This is a genomic window from Pontibacter russatus, from assembly GCF_009931655.1.
GTDB classification, from domain to species: Bacteria; Bacteroidota; Bacteroidia; order Cytophagales; family Hymenobacteraceae; genus Pontibacter; species Pontibacter russatus.
This window is the reverse complement of sequence record NZ_CP047984.1, coordinates 1,715,040-1,735,404: the sequence shown is the minus strand read 5'-3', so window position 1 is coordinate 1,735,404 and position 20,365 is coordinate 1,715,040. Positions and strand designations below refer to the sequence as shown.

Annotated in this window: 21 protein-coding genes; 13 read left to right on the top strand and 8 right to left on the bottom strand. The window is 53.7% G+C overall.

All coding sequences use genetic code 11. From position 1 onward, the window contains the following. Window positions 1–43: 43 nt before the first annotated feature. Window positions 44–289, top strand: coding sequence for an ATP synthase F1 subunit epsilon (atpC, locus tag GSQ62_RS06970; RefSeq protein ID WP_161888839.1), 246 nt, complete (start codon window positions 44–46; stop codon window positions 287–289). A 399-nt stretch (window positions 290–688) separates the two neighbouring features. Here the strand turns inward: atpC and GSQ62_RS06965 are convergent, their stop codons facing one another. Further along, on the bottom strand, window positions 689–2,014 hold the full coding sequence (locus tag GSQ62_RS06965) for a serine hydrolase domain-containing protein (protein ID WP_202621855.1): 1,326 nt from the start codon (window positions 2,012–2,014) through the stop codon (window positions 689–691). Window positions 2,015–2,383: 369 nt separating this feature from the next. Here GSQ62_RS06965 and GSQ62_RS06960 point away from each other — a divergent pair, with 369 nt between their 5' ends. Then, on the top strand, window positions 2,384–3,514 hold the full coding sequence (locus GSQ62_RS06960; RefSeq protein ID WP_161888838.1) for a trans-sulfuration enzyme family protein: 1,131 nt from the start codon (window positions 2,384–2,386) through the stop codon (window positions 3,512–3,514). 328 nt (window positions 3,515–3,842) lie between these two features. Here the strand turns inward: GSQ62_RS06960 and GSQ62_RS06955 are convergent, their stop codons facing one another. Next, a complete protein-coding gene (locus tag GSQ62_RS06955) occupies window positions 3,843–4,976 on the bottom strand; it encodes an aminotransferase class I/II-fold pyridoxal phosphate-dependent enzyme (RefSeq protein WP_161888837.1) in 1,134 nt (377 codons plus the stop codon). 482 nt (window positions 4,977–5,458) lie between these two features. Between GSQ62_RS06955 and ispE the strand changes: the two genes are divergently transcribed. Beyond that, complete coding sequence (ispE, locus tag GSQ62_RS06950) at window positions 5,459–6,268, top strand: 4-(cytidine 5'-diphospho)-2-C-methyl-D-erythritol kinase (protein WP_161888836.1); 810 nt, start codon at window positions 5,459–5,461, stop codon at window positions 6,266–6,268. On the opposite strand, the gene GSQ62_RS06945 is transcribed toward ispE, so the two are convergent. The 3 genes from GSQ62_RS06945 to tgt form a co-directional block, all read right to left on the bottom strand. Beyond that, window positions 6,224–7,165 carry a DMT family transporter gene (locus tag GSQ62_RS06945; RefSeq protein ID WP_161888835.1) on the bottom strand — a complete coding sequence of 314 codons (942 nt, stop codon included), beginning with the start codon at window positions 7,163–7,165 and terminating at the stop codon, window positions 6,224–6,226. The two genes, ispE and GSQ62_RS06945, sit on opposite strands and share 45 nt — an antisense overlap. A gap of 1 nt (window position 7,166) precedes the next feature. After that, a complete protein-coding gene (locus tag GSQ62_RS06940; protein ID WP_161888834.1) occupies window positions 7,167–8,243 on the bottom strand; it encodes an LptF/LptG family permease in 1,077 nt (358 codons plus the stop codon). A 114-nt stretch (window positions 8,244–8,357) separates the two neighbouring features. Then, window positions 8,358–9,488 (bottom strand): tRNA guanosine(34) transglycosylase Tgt, encoded by a 1,131-nt coding sequence (gene tgt, locus GSQ62_RS06935; RefSeq protein ID WP_161888833.1) that lies wholly within the window; start codon window positions 9,486–9,488, stop codon window positions 8,358–8,360. A 389-nt stretch (window positions 9,489–9,877) separates the two neighbouring features. Between tgt and GSQ62_RS06930 the strand changes: the two genes are divergently transcribed. From GSQ62_RS06930 to rsmG, 5 genes are all read left to right on the top strand, one after another. Then, on the top strand, window positions 9,878–10,981 hold the full coding sequence (locus GSQ62_RS06930) for a glycosyltransferase (protein ID WP_161888832.1): 1,104 nt from the start codon (window positions 9,878–9,880) through the stop codon (window positions 10,979–10,981). Beyond that, entirely contained in the window at window positions 10,972–11,580 is a 609-nt protein-coding gene (locus tag GSQ62_RS06925; protein ID WP_161888831.1) for an RNA polymerase sigma factor, read from the top strand. The genes GSQ62_RS06930 and GSQ62_RS06925 overlap by 10 nt, the downstream gene beginning before the upstream one ends. Window positions 11,581–11,839: 259 nt before the next feature. After that, a complete protein-coding gene (locus tag GSQ62_RS06920) occupies window positions 11,840–12,505 on the top strand; it encodes a hypothetical protein (protein WP_161888830.1) in 666 nt (221 codons plus the stop codon). Window positions 12,506–12,594: 89 nt separating this feature from the next. Beyond that, window positions 12,595–12,816: a hypothetical protein gene (locus GSQ62_RS06915; protein WP_161888829.1), complete on the top strand. Its 222-nt coding sequence runs from the start codon at window positions 12,595–12,597 to the stop codon at window positions 12,814–12,816. Window positions 12,817–12,855: 39 nt separating this feature from the next. Further along, window positions 12,856–13,485, top strand: coding sequence for a 16S rRNA (guanine(527)-N(7))-methyltransferase RsmG (rsmG, locus tag GSQ62_RS06910; protein WP_161888828.1), 630 nt, complete (start codon window positions 12,856–12,858; stop codon window positions 13,483–13,485). Window positions 13,486–13,525: 40 nt separating this feature from the next. On the opposite strand, the gene GSQ62_RS06905 is transcribed toward rsmG, so the two are convergent. Then, entirely contained in the window at window positions 13,526–14,479 is a 954-nt protein-coding gene (locus GSQ62_RS06905) for a YheT family hydrolase (protein WP_161888827.1), read from the bottom strand. A 131-nt stretch (window positions 14,480–14,610) separates the two neighbouring features. On the opposite strand from GSQ62_RS06905, the gene GSQ62_RS06900 reads away from it, so the two are divergent. Further along, window positions 14,611–15,033 carry a hypothetical protein gene (locus tag GSQ62_RS06900; protein WP_161888826.1) on the top strand — a complete coding sequence of 141 codons (423 nt, stop codon included), beginning with the start codon at window positions 14,611–14,613 and terminating at the stop codon, window positions 15,031–15,033. 193 nt (window positions 15,034–15,226) lie between these two features. Then, a complete protein-coding gene (gene rpsT / locus GSQ62_RS06895; RefSeq protein WP_115567336.1) occupies window positions 15,227–15,487 on the top strand; it encodes a 30S ribosomal protein S20 in 261 nt (86 codons plus the stop codon). A gap of 577 nt (window positions 15,488–16,064) precedes the next feature. Here the strand turns inward: rpsT and pyk are convergent. Together pyk and GSQ62_RS06885 are read right to left on the bottom strand one after the other, a co-directional pair. Next, window positions 16,065–17,495, bottom strand: coding sequence for a pyruvate kinase (pyk, locus tag GSQ62_RS06890; protein ID WP_161888825.1), 1,431 nt, complete (start codon window positions 17,493–17,495; stop codon window positions 16,065–16,067). Window positions 17,496–17,497: 2 nt separating this feature from the next. Further along, on the bottom strand, window positions 17,498–17,962 hold the full coding sequence (locus GSQ62_RS06885) for an IPExxxVDY family protein (RefSeq protein WP_237587046.1): 465 nt from the start codon (window positions 17,960–17,962) through the stop codon (window positions 17,498–17,500). 105 nt (window positions 17,963–18,067) lie between these two features. Here GSQ62_RS06885 and GSQ62_RS06880 point away from each other — a divergent pair, with 105 nt between their 5' ends. From GSQ62_RS06880 to rnc, 3 genes are read left to right on the top strand one after another with little or no spacing between them, the layout of a single operon-like run. Beyond that, window positions 18,068–18,304, top strand: a complete 237-nt coding sequence (locus GSQ62_RS06880) for an acyl carrier protein (RefSeq protein WP_018477241.1) — start codon at window positions 18,068–18,070, stop codon at window positions 18,302–18,304. 57 nt (window positions 18,305–18,361) lie between these two features. Beyond that, window positions 18,362–19,615: a beta-ketoacyl-ACP synthase II gene (fabF, locus tag GSQ62_RS06875; protein WP_161888824.1), complete on the top strand. Its 1,254-nt coding sequence runs from the start codon at window positions 18,362–18,364 to the stop codon at window positions 19,613–19,615. Window position 19,616: 1 nt separating this feature from the next. Further along, a complete protein-coding gene (gene rnc / locus GSQ62_RS06870) occupies window positions 19,617–20,357 on the top strand; it encodes a ribonuclease III (RefSeq protein WP_161888823.1) in 741 nt (246 codons plus the stop codon). Window positions 20,358–20,365 lie beyond the last annotated feature (8 nt).

Below are 20,365 nucleotides of genomic sequence, written 5' to 3'. Positions count from 1 at the left end.
CAATAACTCATAACTCTTAACCCTAAACTCTTAACTAAAAAAAATGTATTTAGAGATAATCACGCCTGATAAAAAGGTGTTCGCGGGAGAGGTAGTGAGCGCGCAGTTCCCTGGTGCCAACGGCTCTTTTGAGGTGCTCGACCTGCACGCCCCGCTTATCAGCACCCTGGAGCGCGGCCGCATCCGTGTCACCACCAGTGCCGGGCAGGAGTTTTTTACCGTGGATGGCGGCATCGTGGAAGTGCTCAACAACAAAATCATTGTGCTGGCCGAGTCTGTGGTTGCGTAACAACAGCGTATATAAATTAACAGCCGCGCCTTCTGTTCCCTGTATGAGCAGAAGGCGCGGCTGTTTTTGTGCCTAGACAAATCTATGGGGTAGCGGTAATCTCATACCCTCAAAATTATCCCAATAGTAAAAGTGTCTTCCCTTGTAATACTTTTCATAGCGAGTGTTCCTGCAGCTCGCCCACAAGATACCTGCGGGATGACAAAAAAGGTGGGCCTACTATGGAAGCAACTAAATAATTCAAGTTACGATATATAAAACCTGATTAATTTTTGATGATTGTTAACTCACCCCTATCCCTCCTAAGTGGGGAATTCCCTCTTCTTGTGGGTGAGATTCCCCTTTTGGGAGAAGTGGGGGTGGTGCATATATCAGCAGCGAATGAATTCGCAACTTGGGTTAAATACCAGATGGTATTACTTGAGTAGGAACGACTGGCTGCGAAACCACGACTGGCGTGGCCGAATACAAGGCGCTTCTCAGCGCCACGTCTCGCGGATCGCCTGTAATGGTTACACCTTTCCGGTTGGGGATGTAGCCGTACCCGACTTGAAGTTCGGGGTCGGCAAAGCCAAAGGAGCCGCCTGCTCCGGGCATGCCGAATGCGCCAGGTGAACCGTATGGAAAGCTTGAACTGGGCTTCATGAATCCAAGCGAGAACTGCACTTCGCCCTTTATCACCTCGTCATGGAAGCCATGTGTTGGGGGAGTTGCCGGTGCCATTAGTTCATGTAAAGTTTCCGATCGCAATCTTAGCTCCTTGCCTCCGGTAGCAAAAACGCTATAGGCTTGGGCAATAGCCCTTGCCGTACCGACGCCCCCTCCCGCCGGTATTTCAAGGTTACGGGCATAGATGCGCTGCTCGTCGTGCGCCAGCATAGATCCGTCCAGTGCTCTGCGGATGTTAGAGTGAGGGTTCAGCGCGTCCAATGTCAAATTAAAGGGGAAGCTCAGCAACCTTTCAGTATAACTCGGATCTATGAGTGGAGCGAGCCGAGAATCAGGAATGGATTCGGGCAGGCGTATGTAAAAATCAAGCCCTAAAGGGGCAGCGATTTCGTCCTGAAAGAACTGGCCCAGGCTGCGGTGCTGCGGATCGACCCGGCGCAACAGCTCGCCCTCGTAAAAGCCGATAGTGATGGCATGGTAAGCCTGGTGTGTGCCTGGTTCCCAGGCTGGTTTCTGGTGAGCCATAACCTGTGCCAGTCGGTCCGGGTCGGCAATCAAACTTTTAGTGATGGGTTCGTGGAACATAAACAGTCCGGCCTGGTGTGCCAGCAATTGCCGGACAGTAATTCTTCCTTTTCCGTTCCGGCCAAATTCCGGCCAGTAGGTGCTCACCAACGCATCATAATCGAGCCAGCCGCGGGAGTGCGCCACAGCCAGCGTCATCGCTGCCATGCCTTTGGTTGCGGAATAGACCAGTGCCATGGTGTCCTCTTCCCACGGTTCGTCTGTCTTGATGTTTCTGATGCCGCCCCACAGGTCCACCACCTTTTCGCCTTTGTGATACACGCAGCAGGCTGCCCCGATCTCGCGCCTCTCGGAGAAATTCTCAGCGAAGGCCATGCGCACCGCCTCATAGCCGCTCTTCACAAAACCATGAATTTCTGCTGGCTCTTGCACTTCCCTCAGCGCATCTCTTCTCTTCTTCTGGGCCACGACGTAAGCTGCTGCAGCGCCTGCCGCCGCCATGCCTATGATTGTCTTTGCTGATTGTTTCATTTTGCCTTCTCCTTCCTCATATAATAATTACGAGCCGAGCAAATAGACGCTACCGCTGTTGACGAATTAAATCATACCTTTCAAGTATAAAGCCAGGAATTTAACTCTGATCTTGTTCAAGATCGTTTTATAACGATTCCTGCTCAAGTCATTTGCTCTCTCCGGCAGCATAATAGCCTAATTCTTATCAGCCGTCATACCTATGCCGTCAAATGCAAAACAAAACGGGTCCGCCATGACTATCGGCAGTTCCTGTGCTACTTTCTTAGTTCTTGCTTGTGACTACAATATCAGGATGAGATAAATTAACGTGCAGTTGCCACATCCCGCAAATAGTGCTTAACTTAAAGCCAAAATCAGAATCTGGCCATGCCGCATATCCATCCTAAAACGACCCCCATCTACCAGACTTCCGTTTTCACCTTCGAGGACCTGAACGCGCTGGAGCATTATTTTGAGCAGCCGGGGCAAAGCTATATGTACACGCGCTATAGCAACCCCAACTCCGATGAACTGGCGGAGCAGGTAAGCGCCTTGGAGGAAGGCGCCGGCGCGGTGGTCACCTCCTCGGGCATGTCGGCTATTCTGGCGGCCATGCTCACGCTGTGCAAGGCCGGTGACCATATATTGTGCGCCGAGGAGATATATGGCGGGTCTTCGTCGCTGCTGTCGCAGGAACTGACGCGCATCGGTATGGAGGTGGCCTTTGTGCCCCCAGCCTCCATCTACAACCTGCAGGATTTTGTGCAGCCCAACACGCGGCTGCTGCTGGCGGAGACGATGAGCAACCCGCTGCTGCAGGTGCTGGACATAAAGCGGCTGGCCCGGGAAACGAAGCGGCACGACATAAAACTAGTGGTGGACAATACCTTTGCCACGCCCATCATCACAAGGCCCTTGGCGCTGGGAGCGGATGTGGTGGTACACAGCGTGACCAAGTACCTCTCCGGGCACAGCGACGTGACGGCGGGGGTAGTGGTGTGTCGCCACCCGGACGACCTGCAGCGCGTGAAGCAGGTCATGAAGGTATATGGCCTGAATCTGAGTCCGTTTGAGGGCTGGCTGGCCGCCCGTGGGCTCAAGACGCTGCGCCTGCGCATGCGGCAGCACAGCAGCAATGCCTTGGCCCTTGCCAATTTCCTGCAGGCGCACCCGAAGGTCGAGCAGGTATGGTATCCGGGCCTGGAGATGCATCCGCACCACGCGCTGGCGAAAGAGCAGGGGCAGGGGATGTTCGGCGGAATGATGAGCTTCCGGATAAAAGACGACAGGGAGGCCGTGAACCGTTTCATGCGGGCGCTGCGGCACATCCCGTTTGCGCCCTCACTGGCTGGAGTGAGCACCTCCATCTCGCATCCGCTCGGCACCTCGCACCGCTCCCTGAAGCCGGAGCAACAGCAGGCCATGGGCATCACGGCAGGCGTTATCCGCCTGTCAGTCGGCATTGAAGAGCCAGAAGAACTGATTGCTGATTTGGAGCAGGCGCTAAAGCAGGTGTAGAAGATATTCGGACTTCCGCAAGAAGTATAAACAGTGAGAAAGGCCTATTTTGTAAGGAAGGAAGTAGCCATTCAAATCGAAGCGGCGGCTATATATGAAGCTTGTATACCGCCAGTTGCAGCGAAGCATGACTGGCGGTTGAATATGGCCGCAAGTTTATAAATGCGAAAGTATGCTTTGATAACCTCTTGACAAACTGGCCTCATATATAGCCACAATTGCGCTGTCGCTAAACTTGCGGCATGAGCTAAATATCTTCCCTGCAGGTTGAGAATTGAAGGGCAGGGGATGAGAGACGGCTGGACGAGCCGTGGAGGCAGGTTTAGAATTACATCACCTCCAGAATTCTCCTCAGGTGCTTCACTACTTTCTCTAGGTCTTCCTCTGTCAGGCTGCTGCTGCTGGGCAGGCAGAGGCCCCGCTCAAAAAGGCGGGCGCTCAGGTTATTGCCATAATAGGGGTAAGATGCGAACAGCGGCTGCAGGTGCATGGGCTTACAGAGAGGGCGCGTCTCGATGTTTTCCCCTTCCAGCGCCAGCCGCACGGCTTCGGGGCGGTGGCCCGGGGGCAGCAGCACGGTGGTGAGCCAGCGGTTGGAGAAACAGGCCTTGGGCTCCGGCAGAAAAAACAGCTCCTCGATATGCTGTAGCTGACTTCTGTAGAAAGAAAAAATTTCGCGGCGCTGTTTCACGCGCCTTTCCAGCACCTCCATCTGGCCGCGGCCAATGCCCGCGCTCACGTTGCTGAGGCGGTAACTGTAGCCCATCTGCGAGTGCTGGTAAAACGGGGCCTGGTCTTTGGCCTGCGTGGCCAGGAACAGCGCCTGCTCTGCCAGCCGCTCATCTTCGGTGACCAGGGCGCCGCCGCCGGAGGTCGTGATGATCTTGTTGCCATTGAAAGAGAAGGCTCCCATGCGCCCCAGCGTACCCGCTTGGTGGCCGCCGTAGCGCGAGCCAAGGGCCTCGGCAGCGTCCTCCACCACAGGGATGCCAAACGCGTCTGCCACCGCTATAATCTCCTTCACTTTGGCCGGCATGCCATACAGGTGCGTCAGGATAATGGCTGCTGGGAGTTTGCCTGCCGCCTGCCGTGCTGTAATGGCCTCCTGCAGGGAGGTTGGGCACATGTTCCAGGTTTCCACTTCGCTCTCCACAAACACAGGCGTGGCCCCCATATATAGAACAGGGTTTGCGGAGCCCACAAACGTGAAGGTAGAGCAAAGCACCTCGTCGCCGGGCTTTACGCCCAGCAGGCGCAGGGCCAGGTGCAGGGCGGCCGTGCCGGAGTTAACGGCCACGGCATGGCGGGCATTGGTGTGCTGGCAGATGTCATGCTCAAAGCCGGTTAGGTTGGGCCCTGCGGTAGACACCCAGTTGTCTTCTAATGCTTTCTGCACGTAATTTTTCTCATGGCCGCCCATGTGCGGCGCCGAAAGGAAAATGCGTCCTGGCCTGTAATCCATATTAATTAAATAAACTGGCATTCCGGCGGCACAGAGGCCCCGTCACTGTTTGATGTAAGAGCAGCCGTTCGGGCCTGCGGATTTTGCTGGCAGGGCGGTCATATATGCCAATACAAACGCGCCACACAATGGTTGTGTTGCCGCCAAAGTGAACTAACCCGCGTCAGCAAAAGCATCTTCCCTGCCGCCCCGGAAGCGAAACCCGGCGCGGGTGTGGCACAGGGGCTGGAGCCGAAGCTGCACGGCTGCTACATATTACAGTCTGAATATAGGGATAATCAGAATATATATAGGCAGATAATGGAATTAAGTTTCAGGAAGGGCCCTGAATTTCTGCTTTTGCGGGCTTAGGGGTTAAATTGCGGGTTCACGTTCACTGCCGCGGCCGGCGCACGTACAAATCCAGGGATGCGTGCGGCGGCCACTGCCATATCCGCGCGTATATATAAATTGCATATACAAAACAGCTCATACCCCGGCTTATGCTCGATTTCCCCAACGCAAAAATCAACTTAGGTTTATATGTCACCTCCAGGCGGCCCGATGGTTTCCATAACCTCCTGTCGTGCTTTTACCCGGTGCAGTGGTGCGACGCGCTGGAGATAGTGCCCGCCCCGGAAGAGAAACTCTCCATGACAGGGCTGCCCGTGCCCGGCGACCCGGCGGCCAACCTGTGCCTGAGGGCCTACAGGCTGCTGCGGCAGGACCATGACCTGCCCCCCGTACACCTGCACCTGCACAAGGTGCTGCCGATGGGCGCTGGCCTCGGCGGCGGCTCCTCCGATGCCGCATTCACGCTGCGCATCCTCAACAAACTGTTCGGGTTGAACCTGAAGGCCCCGGCATTGGAGAACTACGCCCGCCAACTGGGCAGCGACTGCGCTTTTTTCATACAGAACAAGCCTGTCGTAGCCTCTGAGCGCGGCGATGTGTTCCAGCCTGCCTCGCTGGACCTGAGCGGCTACACGTGCGTGGTGGTATATCCCAACATCCACATCACGACGGCGGAGGCCTACGGCAGCATCAAACCCAAAGAGCCCAGCTGTACCATGGAATTGCTGCTGAAGCAGGATGTGCGGGTGTGGAAAGAGGTGCTGCACAACGACTTCGAGGACTCGCTTTTCCCGAAGTACCCGGAACTGCCCCAGGTGAAAGCCAAGCTGTATGCCGCCGGTGCGGCCTACGCCTCCATGACGGGCTCAGGCTCGGCCCTGTATGGCCTGTTTGCGGGAGAGGCGCCCGCCGACTTAGTCTTCCCCAAGCACTACCTTGTCTGGAAGGGCCTGCTTTAGCTTGTTGCGGCGCTCGGTGTACGCGTCCAGCACGGGATATATGAACACGCTGAGCAGAATGACGCCAGCCCCGTAGTAAAAGCCAGCCGACAGCTTGTCGCCCTCGTCGAAGATGAACCAGGCCAGCACAATGCCATATACCGGTTCCAGGTTCACGGTCAGGTTCATGGAGTAGGCCGAGATGCGCTGCATCAGGCGCACGCCCGCCGTGTAGGCATACACCGTGCAGGCCAGCGTCAGCACCAGCAGGTACACCCAGTCCATGGCCGTCAGCGAGAAGTTCAGCGTGCCGCTCTCCACAAAATACGCCGTGTATATCGGGAAGAACAGTACCGTGCCCAAGCAGGCGCCCGCCATTTCGTAGCAGGTGATGGTGGTGGAGGGAAACCTCTTTGCCAGCCTGGAGTTGATGATGGTGAAAATGGAGGCGAGCAGGGCGGAAGTCACCGCCATCCCGATGCCCACCATGCTGTTGAACTCCGTCTCGTGCTGGAAGATGATATATAAACCCAGGATGATGAGCAGGGCCAGCAGAATCTCGTGGGGCTTCACTTTGCTTTTAGAGAAAAGCGGCTCCAGGAGCGCCGTCCAGAGGCTGCAGGTGGCCATGCCCACGAGGCATATCGACACCGACGACACCCGCGCCGCCGCGAAGAACAGAATCCAGTGCGCCGCAATCAGGAAGCCCACGCTGAAAATCCGGAGCACGGTGCCTCGGCCGAGACGGAACGGGGTGCCGCGCCTATATATGAGCAGCCCCAGGGCCAGTGCAGTGATCAGGGTGCGCAACGCCACCAGTTCCACGGCCGGGATGCTGATGAGCTTGCCCAGGATGGCGGTGAAGCCCCACAGGAAAATAACGAAATGGAGCTCCAGGAAATCTTTGAAACGAGGCATGTTAACGCGGCACGTAACGGTATAACAACAGGCCGATCCCCGAAAATATAACGGTTGGGATCCAGGCGGCAATCTGCGGCGCAATATCGCCCACCTGTGCTAGGCTTCGGCTTGTGATCACGAAAATAATGAAAACGAAGGCCAGGAAGAAGCCCAGCGCTATCTGGAAGCCCACGCCGCCGCGCGCCTTGCGCGCGCTCATGATCACGCCGATCACCGTCAGGATAATGATGGCGAACGGATAGCTGAAGCGCTCGTACTTCTCGATGAGGTACACTTCGATGTCATCCGCCCCGCGGGCCCGCTTCTCGTTTATATAGTTGCTCAGCTGTGGCAGGGTCATCGTCTGCTCCAGTTTATAGGTGCTTTCGAAGTCCTTTGGCCACATGTTTAGGGTAGTGTCGAGCGAGGTGCCTTTGAAGATAGTTTCCTCCTCGCCGTCGAAGGTGCGGATGGTGTAGTTGTCGATGCGCCACTTTTCTGCCTCGGCATTCCAGCTGATGCTGTTGGAGGTGAGTTTCTGCTTCAGCCTGGTGCCCTCGATGTTCTCTATCGCGAAATTGTAGCCAATGTTTGCCGTGTTGTTGTAGCTCTCCATGTACACGTACGTCTCCGGCGCAATTTTTATATGGATGTTGCGGCTGTCGTAGGTAAAGGGGCTTTTGATGTACTTGATCTGAAAGGCCACACTCTCTTTGTTGGCGTTCGGGATCACCCAGCCGATCAGCACAAAGATAATGCCCGCTATCAGCGCAGAACCCATCAGGTAGGGCACCAGCAGCCTCCTGAAGCTCACGCCGCTGCTCAGGATCGCCACAATCTCGGTGTGCGAGGCCAGCTTGGCCGTCACGAACACCGTGGCGATGAACACCGTGATCGGGCTCAGCATGTTGGCGTAGAACGGGATGAGGTTGAAGTAGTAGTCGAAGATAATCTCGCCTACGCTGGGGTTGGTCTTGATGAAGTCGTCGTTCTTCTCCGTGAAATCAATCACCAGGATAACGGCCACCAGTATCAGCACCGCGAAGACGTAGGTGGTCAGGAACTTCTTTAAGATGTATTTATCGAGGAGCTTCAACCTTATTCAGTTATGAGTTAAAAGGTATGAGTTAAGAGTGAGAGATATGCAGCGCCCCGCCAGCGTTTTTGTGCGTTCGTTTTAACTTTCAACTCTTAACTTGTAACTGGCTCTTTAGAGCCTAGTCATTAGTTTCTTCACCATGAGGTCTTTCCAGGCACGGAAAGTTCCATTCAGTATTTGCTGGCGCGCTTGCTTCACCAGCCACAGGTAGAACGTGAGGTTGTGTACGCTTGCTATCTGGGCGCCCAGCATCTCACCGGCGTGTACGAGGTGGCGCAGGTACGCTTTGCTGTAAAACGTGCTGGCGTAGCCGCCCAGTTCCGCATCTATCGGGCTGTGGTCGTTGGCCCAGCGCACGTTGCGGATGTTCACGATGCCCTGCGTGGTAAACAGCATGCCGTTGCGGGCATTGCGCGTTGGCAGCACGCAGTCGAACATGTCTACGCCCAGCGCAATGTTCTCCAGTATGTTGGCAGGCGTGCCCACACCCATCAGGTAACGCGGCTTGTCCTGCGGCAGTATGTCGCACACCAGCGCTGTCATTTCGTACATCATCTCGGCCGGCTCGCCCACCGACAAGCCCCCGATGGCGTTGCCCTCGCGCCCGAAGCTGGCAATTGTCTCCGCCGACTGTACCCGCAGGTCTTTATAGGTGCTGCCCTGCACAATCGGGAAGAGCGTCTGGCTGTGGCCGTACTTCGGCTCGGTGCTGTCGAAGCGGTCCACGCAGCGCTGCAGCCAGCGGTGCGTGCGCTCCATTGAGTTTTTGGCGTATATATAATCGCAGGGATAGGGAGTGCACTCGTCGAAGGCCATCACGATGTCGGCCCCGATGGTGCGCTGCGTGTCCATCACATTCTCCGGGGTGAAATCAAGCGCAGAGCCGTCTATATGCGAACGGAACTTCACGCCCTCCTCCTTTATTTTGCGGGTGCCCGCCAATGAGAAAACCTGATAGCCGCCGCTGTCGGTGAGGATAGGCCGCTCCCAGCCGTTGAACTTGTGCAGCCCTCCGGCATTTTCCAGCACCTCCAGGCCAGGGCGCAGGTACAGGTGGTAGGTGTTGCCCAGGATGATCTCCGCCTTCACGTCTTCCTTCAGCTCGCGCTGGTGTACTGCTTTCACCGTTCCGGCCGTGCCCACCGGCATGAAAATGGGCGTTTCGATGGGGCCGTGGTCGGTTTGGACCACACCGGCGCGGGCTTTAGATTGGGCGTCTGTTGCTAGGAGGTTAAACTGCATGGTCATCAGGCTTGCCGGATCGCCCTCCTGTAAAAACAGGCAGCGGGTGTCGGCGTTGCCGCAAAAGCTTCAGGTTCTTTTAAAAATCAACCCGCAAAGATACGAACAGCCGTGGTGCAAACCATAAACATCTAATAAATCGTGCGGCGCTTCGGAAATGGTGTGAGAATAGCTAATTTTGAATGTAGGTGGCAGTGCAGGTTTTTGAGCGTAACCTTATATAGGGCGATGTCTTTATAACTCGCATGCAGATATAAGCGAAGACGCTTGCGCCATATAAACCCTAACCTGTACTTAAAACTACCTGGCAGCTGCAAGAGCAGCTTTCCTCTTTGATACAAACAACAGGAAACGATATAACAATCATCAACTAACAATCAACAATCACCTTGATTTCAACGATCCTGCTGGCGCTGCTGGCGTTGTGTGTGCTGGTGCAACTTTACTACAGCCTCTACTATTTCCTGCCCCTCGCCCGGTACAAAGACCCTGTGGCCGAGGCGGTGTGGCCGGTGTCGGTGGTGGTGGCGGCGCACAACGAGCAGGAGAACCTGATGGCGCTGCTGCCCCTGCTGCTGGACCAGGAATACCCGGAGTTTGAAATAATTCTGGTGAACGACCGTTCTGAAGACGACACCGAGTTTTATACCTATGAGTTAGAGCGGCAGTTCCGGAACTTCCGGGTGGTGACGGTGAAGAAGACGCCGGATTACCTCAACCCGAAAAAATATGCGCTGGCACTCGGTATCCGGGCGGCTAACTATGAGCACGTGCTGCTGACCGACGCCGACTGCCGGCCGTGCAGCCTGAACTGGATAAAGAAAATGCAGAGCGGCTATAAAAAAGGCGCAGACGTGGTACTGGGCTACTCGCCATATGCACAATCAGAAGGTTTTCTAAATCACCTGGTGCGATATGAAACCTTGCTTACCGGAATTCAGTATCTGTCTCATGCAAACAGGGGTAAAGCCTATATGGGCGTTGGCCGAAACTTATCTTATACCAAAGCGTGTTTCTTTAAAAACAAAGGGTTTGCATCTCATATCAAAACAACAGGCGGCGACGATGATCTCTTTGTTCGGGACGCCGCAAACAATAGTGACATAAGCATTGTTATCGACAAGGAAGGGCAGACGGTCAGCGTTCCTAAGAAGACGTTCCGGGAGTGGATGGTGCAGAAACGCAGGCATATGTCCGTCGGAGGCCAGTACAGCGCGTCAGATAGAAGAAGAATCGGAATTTTTGTAGTATCCAATATACTCTTTTACATCATTTCCATTGTTGTTCTTGTCCTTAGTAGCCATTTGGCTATCTTGGGTGCGCTTGTCGCCGTTCGGTACCTGTCGGTTTTCCCGGTATATGTGCTGGCCGCCCGCAGACTCGGAGACACGATATCCTTGTTGATGTTACCGCTGCTTGATGTGGTTTACTTTTTAAACTACATGTTTCTTGGGATATCTGTACTACTGTATAAAAAAATCAGATGGAAGTAAACAAACAATTCTCTGCGAAAGCAAAGCACGACTTCAAACTTATTCAGGCCGCAGTAGAGGACAACGACGAGAAAGCGTATGCCGAGCTGATGAGCATTTATAAGAAGCCCGTGTACCACGTGGTGCTGAAGATGGTGCGCAACGCCGACGACGCAGAGGACCTGACGATAGAGGCCTTCGCGAAGGCTTTCCGCAACCTGCACAAGTTTAACCCGGAGTACGCCTTCAGTACCTGGCTGTTCCGCATTGCCACCAACAACTGCATCGACTTCATCCGCAAGAACAGGATCAAAACCATGTCGATCGACTCTGCCATCAAGATTGACAATGGCGACGAGATCACGATCGACTTCAAAGACAAGAACCTGAACCCGCAGGAAGAGGCGATCAAGAACCAGAAAATAGAGATTATGCAGTACGTGGTGGCCAAGCTGCCCGACAAATACCAACGCCTCGTGACGCTGCGCTACTTCAACGAGCTGAGCTACGAGGAGATTGCGACAGAACTGAACGCGCCGCTTGGCACCGTGAAAGCACAACTGCACCGCGCCCGCGAACTGCTCTTCGACATGGTGAAAAACAAAAAGCACCTGATATGATTGTTGGTTGCTAATTGTTAAATTAGTGTTGTGGAGAATAATCCATTCACAAGCTTGCAACCCAACAATCAGCAACTAACAATAAACAATTATTAGATTAAGGTTGATTGATTACGTTTGAAGCCCCTGCTGCCCTGTGTAGCAGGGGCTTTTTGCATGCAAGCTATTCCGGTTCTTATTTCATATTTTTGCTGCGATGGCGTAAGATGTTATATATGCCCTTATGACTACCAGTTGGGTCTGATTACAATTATGAGAAATGAAGAAGTTAATTTGGATGATATGCTTTGCTTTTCTCACTTCTTGCTCTTCTGTCGAGGAAGAAGGCGTAAAATATGTATACAAAGACGTTCTACCTGAACTGGTATACAAAGAGTCTTTTTTCAATTCCATTGATGAACCTCCACCACCTCCTCCTTTTCAAAAGAAGAACGAAGCGGATGAAGTATATGCGCTGAGGGTGAAAATGAGCAAGTTAGAAGAAGAGGTTCAATTGTTGAAGGAGGAAGCCAGTAAAGGAAAAGAGATTTACTTGCTTAACAAGCTTCTTCCGATAGAGCCTGATAGCTTCAGGCCAGCAGGAATAACAGAAAGCTATGATTACTATGACTCGACATGGCTGGGAAAATCCTTGCCTTCTGAACATAAAGACCAAAGGCCCCTCAGCTTTGATAGAAGTGCGGACTTGGAAGCGGGCTTATATGATATAAAGTTAATCGAGAAGGTACCTGAGCCATATACCACAAAAGAGAAGGAACAAGTAAGGGCCTACTATTTACAGCTCTCTGACATAGTCTTCAATGACTCTAAGAATAAAGGAGTCTTCTACTATGCGGTTGCCTCAGATGGAAACAAAAATGGAGTAGCACGATACGCTTATATCGCCAGAGAGAATAACGATTGGACGATAAAGAAGATAGAATGATCAGCACCCAACAAGATATAGCATTACAGCTTCGGCTACGCCATATGATCTGTTGTGCCCACCAGTTATATATAGCATATAAAGTCTGTATGAACTTCCATTTTACCGATGCTGTGCTCGCGCGTGCCGGAAAGCTTTACTTACACCTGCGGCTTCGGAAAAGGGAGAAAGTGGAGCGGGAGCTGAACCTGAAGTACGGGGGCCAGTACCGCAACGCAGGGCTCGTGCTGCTTCTCGACCTGCTGATGGCCCTGGCCGTGGTAGCTGTCGTAAGCTTGTTAGCCGCAGTTATATATGGCATAATTGCTTAAATCTCATTCGTAATTCGTAATTATAAATTCGTAATTAAAATGACCGCCATCCGCACCTTGTTGTCGGGATATTTCCCGGAGCTGACAGAAGACCAACTGCAGAAGTATGAACACATGCGCGAGCTGTACGGGGAGTGGAACCAGAAGATAAACGTGATTTCGCGAAAGGACATGGACGAACTGGGCCTGCACCACATCCTGCACTCGCTGGGCCTCGCCAAAGTTGTTCAGTTTCCGGCGCACACTGCGGTGCTGGACGTAGGCACAGGCGGCGGTTTGCCGGGCCTGCCGCTGGCGGTCATGTTCCCGGAGGTGAAGTTCCACCTCGTGGACTCCATCGGCAAAAAGATACACGTGGTGGAGGAGATAGCCCGCGAGCTGCACCTGCAGAACGTGACAGCCGCGCAGGTGCGGGCCGAGCAGGTGCGCGAGAAGTTCGACTTTGTAGTGAGCCGCGCCGTCACCCGCCTCGCCAACTTCTACCCCTGGGTCATGAACAGCTTCAAGAAATCAAACCTGCCCACCAAAGGCATCTACTACCTCAAAGGCGGCGAATTAGCGGAGGAGATAGCAGAGTCGGGCCTTATTGCCCAGGTATATGAACTGAAGGATTATTTCAGCGAAGAGTTTTTCGAGACAAAAAAGGTGGTATACGTGCCGATGAAGTAAGATTTATATATAGCAGAGGACGGGCGCATTTTATAAACGCCTACTTTCCCTCCAGTAAAAACATCACAGCCCGCTTCTCGGAGTAATAGCTGTCTCCCCTGAAGTCTTCGGCAAAACCGACGTGGCCGCCCTGTTCGGGCATCTCCAGATAAAATTTGGGGTTGTCGTTCGCTTCCTGCACCGGGTAGCACCCCGCCGACAGAAAGGGATCGTTCTTTGCGTTCACGAGCAGCGTCGGAATTTTAATGTTCCGGATAAATTGCCTGGAGCTGACGCGGGCGTAGTAATCCTCGGCGTCTCTGAAACTATGAAGCGGTGCCGTATACCGGTTGTCAAACTCAGGAAACGACCACAGCACGTTATAATCGCTCAGGTTCACCTCGTCGGCATATAGTTTCTTCTTCTGCTCCAGCTTCAGCTTCAGCGATTTCATAAAACGCCGGGTATAGACCTTTGAGATTTTCTGCGCCGAGCCTTTCAGGTCCACGGGGGTGGAGAACACGGCGGCGCGCCTTACCTGCGGCGGCACCTGCTCCGGATTTTCGCCCAGGTATTTAAGCGTGATGTTGCCGCCCGCACTGAAGCCGGTCAGGTATATATGGCTATACCTGTTTTGCCGCAGCGCGTGGTGCACCACAAAGTCAAGGTCGTCGGAGGCGCCGAGGTGGTATGAGCGGAGCAGTTTGTTGGGCTCGCCACTGCAGCTGCGGTAGTTCCAGGCCAGCGCATCCACCCCCTGCCCGTTGAAGGCTTTTACCATGCCCATGATGTATGGCCTGGCCGTGTCGCCCTCCAGCCCGTGCGACAGGATGAGGAGCGCATCAGACCCCACCGCCGACCAGTCTATGTCAATGAAGTCCTCGTCGGGCGTCACCACGCGCTCCCGCTGGTACTGCACACCCGCCACCTGCCTGAACAGGCTGGGCACGATGGTCTGCAGGTGGCCGTTGAACAGGTAAAAGGGCGCTTTATGGCTGGACGGAAGAAGGGGCATAAGGTGCAGATGTGGGAGGTGCAGATGTGGGTTTAAGGGCAGCAGCGCAGCTTTTTAGCCACCAATCAAGGGTATATATATCAATATAGCTTCCATAGCGTATACCGCTACTAAACAACAAATAAACGACTATGAAAGTTACATCAAAATTCAGAACGATAGGGCTTGCCTTTGCCATAGGTGCTTTAACGGCTGCCTGCAGCCAGGAGAGCGTGAACGAGACAAACGCGGAGATAGACGAAGCCCAGACAGAGCTTGGCAGCGAAGCCGTAGACGCAAACAACGACCTGGATGAGTTTGAGGCCTGGGTGGACTCCAACGCGGAGCGTGCGGAGACTGCCACCGAGGAAGAGTGGGCCGAGCTCAGTACGGAGTACGATCGCCGCGAAGCTGAACTGGAGGCTAAAAGCGCCGACTGGGACGATAACACCCGACAGGAGTGGGAGGAACTGAAAGCCAACTGGAACGAGATGGAGAACAAAGTGCAGACACGGCTCGGCAACATTGAAGACGTGGATGTGGATGTAGACGTTGAAAGAGAGAATAACCAGTAATATCCAGGTAGTATCGGGTAAGAGCGGGCCGCGGTGTGTATGCAGCGGCCCGCTCTTTTTGTACAGGCTTATATATGGCGCAAGGGCTGCACAAGGGAATATTTTCGGGGGAGGTTTTGGAAATTAGAGCCGGAGGGTTTACCTTTGCAAACTCATTCAGATCGGAACAAAGCTTTAATTACATACAACTCATATGGCTAACCATAAGTCGGCATTAAAAAGAATCAGGGCGAACAACGCCAAGCGTCTTCGTAACAGATACCAGGCGAAAACCACCCGTACCTTTATCAAGAAACTTGAGAAAACAACTGATCAGGCAGAGGCGCAGGAACTTTACAAGACAGTTTCTTCTATGCTTGACCGTCTGGCCAAGAAAAACATCATCCACAAAAACAAAGCTGCCAACAACAAGTCGCGTCTGGCTAAGTTGGTGAACGGCCTGGCCGCAGCGTAAGGTTTTTACCGGAAAAGCTTCTCAGGAGCCTTGCACATGCCGTGTAAGGCTTTTTGTGTTTTGTAAAGGTATTCGAAATGGCATCACTATATGGGTAGAAATTTCTCTGGAGTGTTATGCATTGTGATAGCTGCCTATTTCTTCGTTGCCATCTGGGTTGGTTCTCACGGAAGGATTCAATTCAGACCATATATGGCGGAAGATTGGCTGGTATGGGGGGCAATGATTATATTTATATATGTTGGAATACTGCTTCTGTTTAGGAAAAGGTTGAAGAAGAATTGAGAAAAACTTTATATTACGAGACATGTGGCGAAAGAGCGTGCCATAGTTGAGTTAACCTAAGTTGCGATTTACCTTCGCTGTTAAAACATGATCCACCTAACCCTTCCGAGGAGGGGAATCTCACTTACTAGGAGAAGAATCCTCCTCCCAGGAGGGGGTGGGTTTACAGCCATAAGAAACCAGTCATTTTATATAGCGCAACTTGAGTTAAGTTAATTAGGATTATATATAAAAAGAGCGCCTGCAGCAATTGCAGGCGCTCTTTTTATATATAACTGATGCTGTTCTGCCTTTAAGCGATGCTCAGTTTGATCATGTTCGTGCGCTTCTGCTCATTTATCGGCATGCTGGCCGTGTTGATGAACACATCGCCCTTCCGGAGATACCCCTCGTCCAGCAGGGTCTGCTTGATGTCGTTGATGGTGGCATCAGTAGACTCAAACTTATCGTAGTAGAAGCCGCGCACGCCCCACACCAGGTTCAGCGTGTTCAGCAGCGTGTGGTTCTCCGTGAAGATAAAGATATCAGCCTTCGGGCGGTACTTGGCCAGTTGAAACGCGGTGTAACCGGACTTGGTCATGCCTATCACGGCGCGGGCGTGCGTGTCGCGGGCCAGGCTGCAGGCGTTCGCTACCAAACTGTCGCTGTAGAAAGTGCGTGCATGCGGGTTCTGCGGGTAGCTCTTGTTAAAGATATTATTGGCGTTAGCCTCCACCGTGCGGATGGTCAGGCTCATGCTGCGGATGGTCTCGATAGGGTAGGCGCCCACCGCCGTCTCGGCGCTCAGCATCACGGTGTCGGCACCATCAATCACGGCGTTGGCCACGTCGTTTGTCTCGGCGCGGGTAGGGCGCGGGTTTGTGATCATGCTCTCCATCATCTGGGTGGCCACAATCACCGGCTTACCGGCCCTGTTGCACTTCTCCACCAGCATTTTCTGGATCATCGGCACTTTCTCCATGCCAACCTCAACACCCAGGTCGCCGCGCGCCACCATGATAGCGTCCGTTACTTCAATAATCTCATCGATGTTCTCGATCGCCTCCGGCTTCTCGATTTTGGCGATGACGCGTGTTCCTTTGCCGCGTTCCGCTATAATCCGCTTTATTTCGTGGATATCGTCCGCTCTGCGCACAAACGACAGCGCTACCCACTCCACATCGTTATCCAGGCCGAAGTGCAGGTCCTCTATGTCTTTCTTCGTCATAGACGGGGCCGACACCTTGGAGTCGGGCAGGTTGATGCCCTTGCGGGGCTTTACGGTGCCGCCATATATCACCTCTGCCTCCACCTCCATGTCGTGGTCGGTGCTGATGACCCTGATCTCCAGTTTGCCGTCGTCGAGCAGAATGGCGTCTCCGGGCTTCACGTCTCTTGCCAGGTTCTCGTAGATAGTGGAGAGCCTGCCTTCCACCGTGAGCGAGCCGTCGCACACCAGTTTGATGCGCTGCCCCTCCTTAATTTCGATGGCGCCGTTTTTCACGTCGCCCAAACGTATTTTCGGGCCCTGTAAGTCCTGCACCAGGCAGGTGTTCAGGCCGTGCTCTTTGTTCAGGTTGCGCACATGGTTAATCACTTTCTGGTGCTCGGAGTAAGCGCCGTGCGAAAAGTTGAGGCGGAAGGCGTTTACGCCTTCCCTTATCAGCGCCAGAAGGCGGTCAGGCGTATCGCTTGCGGGGCCGACGGTGGCCAGAATCTTAGTTTTATTGAAGGATATGTCCATACTTAGAATATCAGGTGTTCCTTTAGTTTAAGTGTAAGTGGGTCAATTTGTTTCACGCCCTGCACCAGCGGCAGGCTGCGCAGCCTGTCTGCAAACTCCTGCGGGTACGACTGCCGCATGGTCCCGGTCAGCTGCAGCACATAATCGTACCGCTTCAGTTCGGGCAGCAGGAAAGCCTCTGGCCCCAGCGCCCTGTTTTGGAGGAGGCGCACCACGTAATGGTCGGTAATATACTCAAAATTCGATATCATTATGCCCTCCGGCCCCGATAACCCGTAACACAGGTCCTGCTGCTTCTTGAGGCGAAAGCCCAGCAGCCTGTTCAGAGCCCACGCTAATTTGTACTCTTTTGCCGCCGCCACCACCCCGTACAAGTCAAAGTCGTAGTCGTACTCTATATATAGCTGGAGCGCCTGCATAATTTTTCCCGGCCCCAAAAGTAACACCTGAAGTTTGTAAAACGACATATACACGCTAAAACTTTTGTGAAACACCGAATAGAGAGATTTTATTTTGACATTGTCTGCCGAAATATATTTCTTTGCACAGTGTTTTAATTAACTATAAGAAAAATGTCAGAAATCGCAGAAAAAGTAAAAGCTATCATTATTGATAAGCTTGGTGTTGAAGAGTCAGAGGTTACACCGGAGGCTAGCTTCACAAACGACCTTGGCGCTGATTCATTAGATACGGTTGAGCTTATCATGGAATTTGAGAAGGAGTTCAACGTGTCTATCCCGGATGACCAGGCAGAGAACATCGCCACCGTGGGCCAGGCTGTCAGCTACCTCGAGGAGCACGCAAAGTAACACCATCTATTTACTATCAGAACAAATTTTCTACTATCTGTCCTCGACTAGTGGCTTATGGAGCTTAAGAGAGTTGTAGTTACAGGGTTAGGCGCACTCACGCCACTTGGAAAGTCCGTTTCAGAATACTGGGACGGCCTGGTCAACGGCGTGAGTGGGGCTGCCCCTATCACGCGCTTTGATGCGAGTAAGTTCAAGACACAGTTTGCCTGTGAGGTGAAGGGGTACGATCCGGAGAATTACTTTGACCGCAAGGAAGCCCGAAAAATGGACTACTTTGCGCAATTTGCCATGATAGTGGCCGATGAGGCCGTGAAAGATGCCCGGCTGATAGAGGACAACATCGACCTTGACCGCATAGGCGTGATCTGGGGCTCCGGCATCGGGGGGTTGCGCACCTTTCAGGAAGAATGCGTGAACTTCGCCAACGGCGACGGTACCCCGCGCTTCAACCCTTTCTTCATCCCGAAGATGATCGCCGACATCAGCGCCGGCCTCATCTCCATCAAGCACGGCTTCCGCGGCCCCAACTTCGTGACCGTTTCTGCGTGCGCCTCCGCCACCAACGCCCTGATCGATTCTTACAACTATATCCGGCTGGGTATGGCAGATGTGATTGTGTCGGGTGGCTCTGAGGCTGCTGTCACGGAGGCAGGCGTAGGGGGCTTCAATGCTTTGAAAGCCCTATCGGAGCGCAACGATTCCCCGGAGACGGCTTCCCGCCCTTTCGACGCAGACCGCGACGGGTTTGTGTTGGGAGAAGGGGCAGGAGCCCTGATTCTGGAGGAGTATGAGCATGCCAAGGCGCGCGGCGCTAAAATTTACGCCGAAATCATTGGCGGCGGCATGTCTGCCGACGCGTACCACATCACTGCGCCGCACCCGGAAGGCCGCGGCGCACTGACTGTGATGAAAAACGTGCTGCAGCAGTCCGGCATTAAACCTGAAGAGGTAGATTATATTAACGTACACGGCACCTCCACGCCGCTCGGCGACCTGAGCGAGGTAAAAGCCATCAAGCAGGTGTTCGGCGACCACGCCTACAACCTGAACATCAGCTCAACCAAATCCATGACGGGCCACCTGTTGGGTGCCGCCGGTGCCATAGAGGCCATTGCCTCTATCCTGGCCATCCGGAACAACATCGTGCCGCCTACCATCAACCATTTCACGGACGACGAGAACCTCGACAGCCGCCTGAACCTGACCTTTAACAAGGCGCAGGAGCGGGAGGTGAAAGTTGCGCTGAGCAACACGTTTGGATTTGGTGGACACAATACTTCTGTAATATTCCGACAACTGAACGACTAGTGTGTTTGGGCCTATAAAACCGGTTCGGCGCGCCTACCGCAGGCTGTTTAACAAAGACAGGGCGCTGGTGCGCGGTATTGCCGGCGTTACCGGCAGCACGCCGGATAACCTGCGCCTGTACAAACTGGCCCTCACGCACACTTCCTTCGCCCGCCAGACGGCAGCGGGAAAGCATGAGACAAACGAGCGCCTGGAGTTTCTGGGCGACGCTGTGCTGGGCGCCGTGGTGGCCGAGCATCTTTTTAAGAAATTCCCCTACGAGGACGAGGGTTTCCTCACCGAGATCAGGTCGCGCATCGTGAACCGGGAGTCGCTGAACCATATTGCCGTAAAAATAGGCCTGAACCTGCTGGTGAAAGTGGACACCACCAACCACGGCACCCGCCACAAATCAGTGAACGGCAATGCGCTGGAAGCGCTGGTGGGGGCCATCTACCTCGACAAAGGCTACGACCATACCCGCCGCTTCATCCTGGGCAAGCTGCTGAAGCCCCACGTAGACCTGCACGGCCTGGTTACCACCACCGCCAACTTCAAAAGCAAACTGATAGAGTGGGCGCAAAGCCAGAACAAGGACATCCGCTTTGATATTGTGAAGCGCAAGCAGCAGGGCAACACCACCGAATTCACCTCCGAAGTATATATCGATAACAAACCCATCGCCGTGGGCGAGGGCCTGTCCAAGAAAAAAGCCGACCAGTCCGCCGCCGAAAAAGGCCTCGCCGCGCTGAACATCAGCTGAACTCAATT

Bases quoted from the DNA above. Each gene is read 5' to 3' on its own strand.
- atpC (WP_161888839.1), top strand. From the start codon at position 44: ATGTATTTAGAGATAATCACGCCTGATAAAAAGGTGTTCGCGGGAGAG.
- GSQ62_RS06965 (WP_202621855.1), bottom strand. From the start codon at position 2,014: ATGAAACAATCAGCAAAGACAATCATAGGCATGGCGGCGGCAGGCGCT.
- GSQ62_RS06960 (WP_161888838.1), top strand. From the start codon at position 2,384: ATGCCGCATATCCATCCTAAAACGACCCCCATCTACCAGACTTCCGTT.
- GSQ62_RS06955 (WP_161888837.1), bottom strand. From the start codon at position 4,976: ATGGATTACAGGCCAGGACGCATTTTCCTTTCGGCGCCGCACATGGGC.
- ispE (WP_161888836.1), top strand. From the start codon at position 5,459: ATGCTCGATTTCCCCAACGCAAAAATCAACTTAGGTTTATATGTCACC.
- GSQ62_RS06945 (WP_161888835.1), bottom strand. From the start codon at position 7,165: ATGCCTCGTTTCAAAGATTTCCTGGAGCTCCATTTCGTTATTTTCCTG.
- tgt (WP_161888833.1), bottom strand. From the start codon at position 9,488: ATGCAGTTTAACCTCCTAGCAACAGACGCCCAATCTAAAGCCCGCGCC.
- GSQ62_RS06925 (WP_161888831.1), top strand. From the start codon at position 10,972: ATGGAAGTAAACAAACAATTCTCTGCGAAAGCAAAGCACGACTTCAAA.
- GSQ62_RS06920 (WP_161888830.1), top strand. From the start codon at position 11,840: ATGAAGAAGTTAATTTGGATGATATGCTTTGCTTTTCTCACTTCTTGC.
- GSQ62_RS06915 (WP_161888829.1), top strand. From the start codon at position 12,595: ATGAACTTCCATTTTACCGATGCTGTGCTCGCGCGTGCCGGAAAGCTT.
- rsmG (WP_161888828.1), top strand. From the start codon at position 12,856: ATGACCGCCATCCGCACCTTGTTGTCGGGATATTTCCCGGAGCTGACA.
- GSQ62_RS06905 (WP_161888827.1), bottom strand. From the start codon at position 14,479: ATGCCCCTTCTTCCGTCCAGCCATAAAGCGCCCTTTTACCTGTTCAAC.
- GSQ62_RS06900 (WP_161888826.1), top strand. From the start codon at position 14,611: ATGAAAGTTACATCAAAATTCAGAACGATAGGGCTTGCCTTTGCCATA.
- rpsT (WP_115567336.1), top strand. From the start codon at position 15,227: ATGGCTAACCATAAGTCGGCATTAAAAAGAATCAGGGCGAACAACGCC.
- pyk (WP_161888825.1), bottom strand. From the start codon at position 17,495: ATGGACATATCCTTCAATAAAACTAAGATTCTGGCCACCGTCGGCCCC.
- GSQ62_RS06885 (WP_237587046.1), bottom strand. From the start codon at position 17,962: ATGTCGTTTTACAAACTTCAGGTGTTACTTTTGGGGCCGGGAAAAATT.
- GSQ62_RS06880 (WP_018477241.1), top strand. From the start codon at position 18,068: ATGTCAGAAATCGCAGAAAAAGTAAAAGCTATCATTATTGATAAGCTT.
- fabF (WP_161888824.1), top strand. From the start codon at position 18,362: ATGGAGCTTAAGAGAGTTGTAGTTACAGGGTTAGGCGCACTCACGCCA.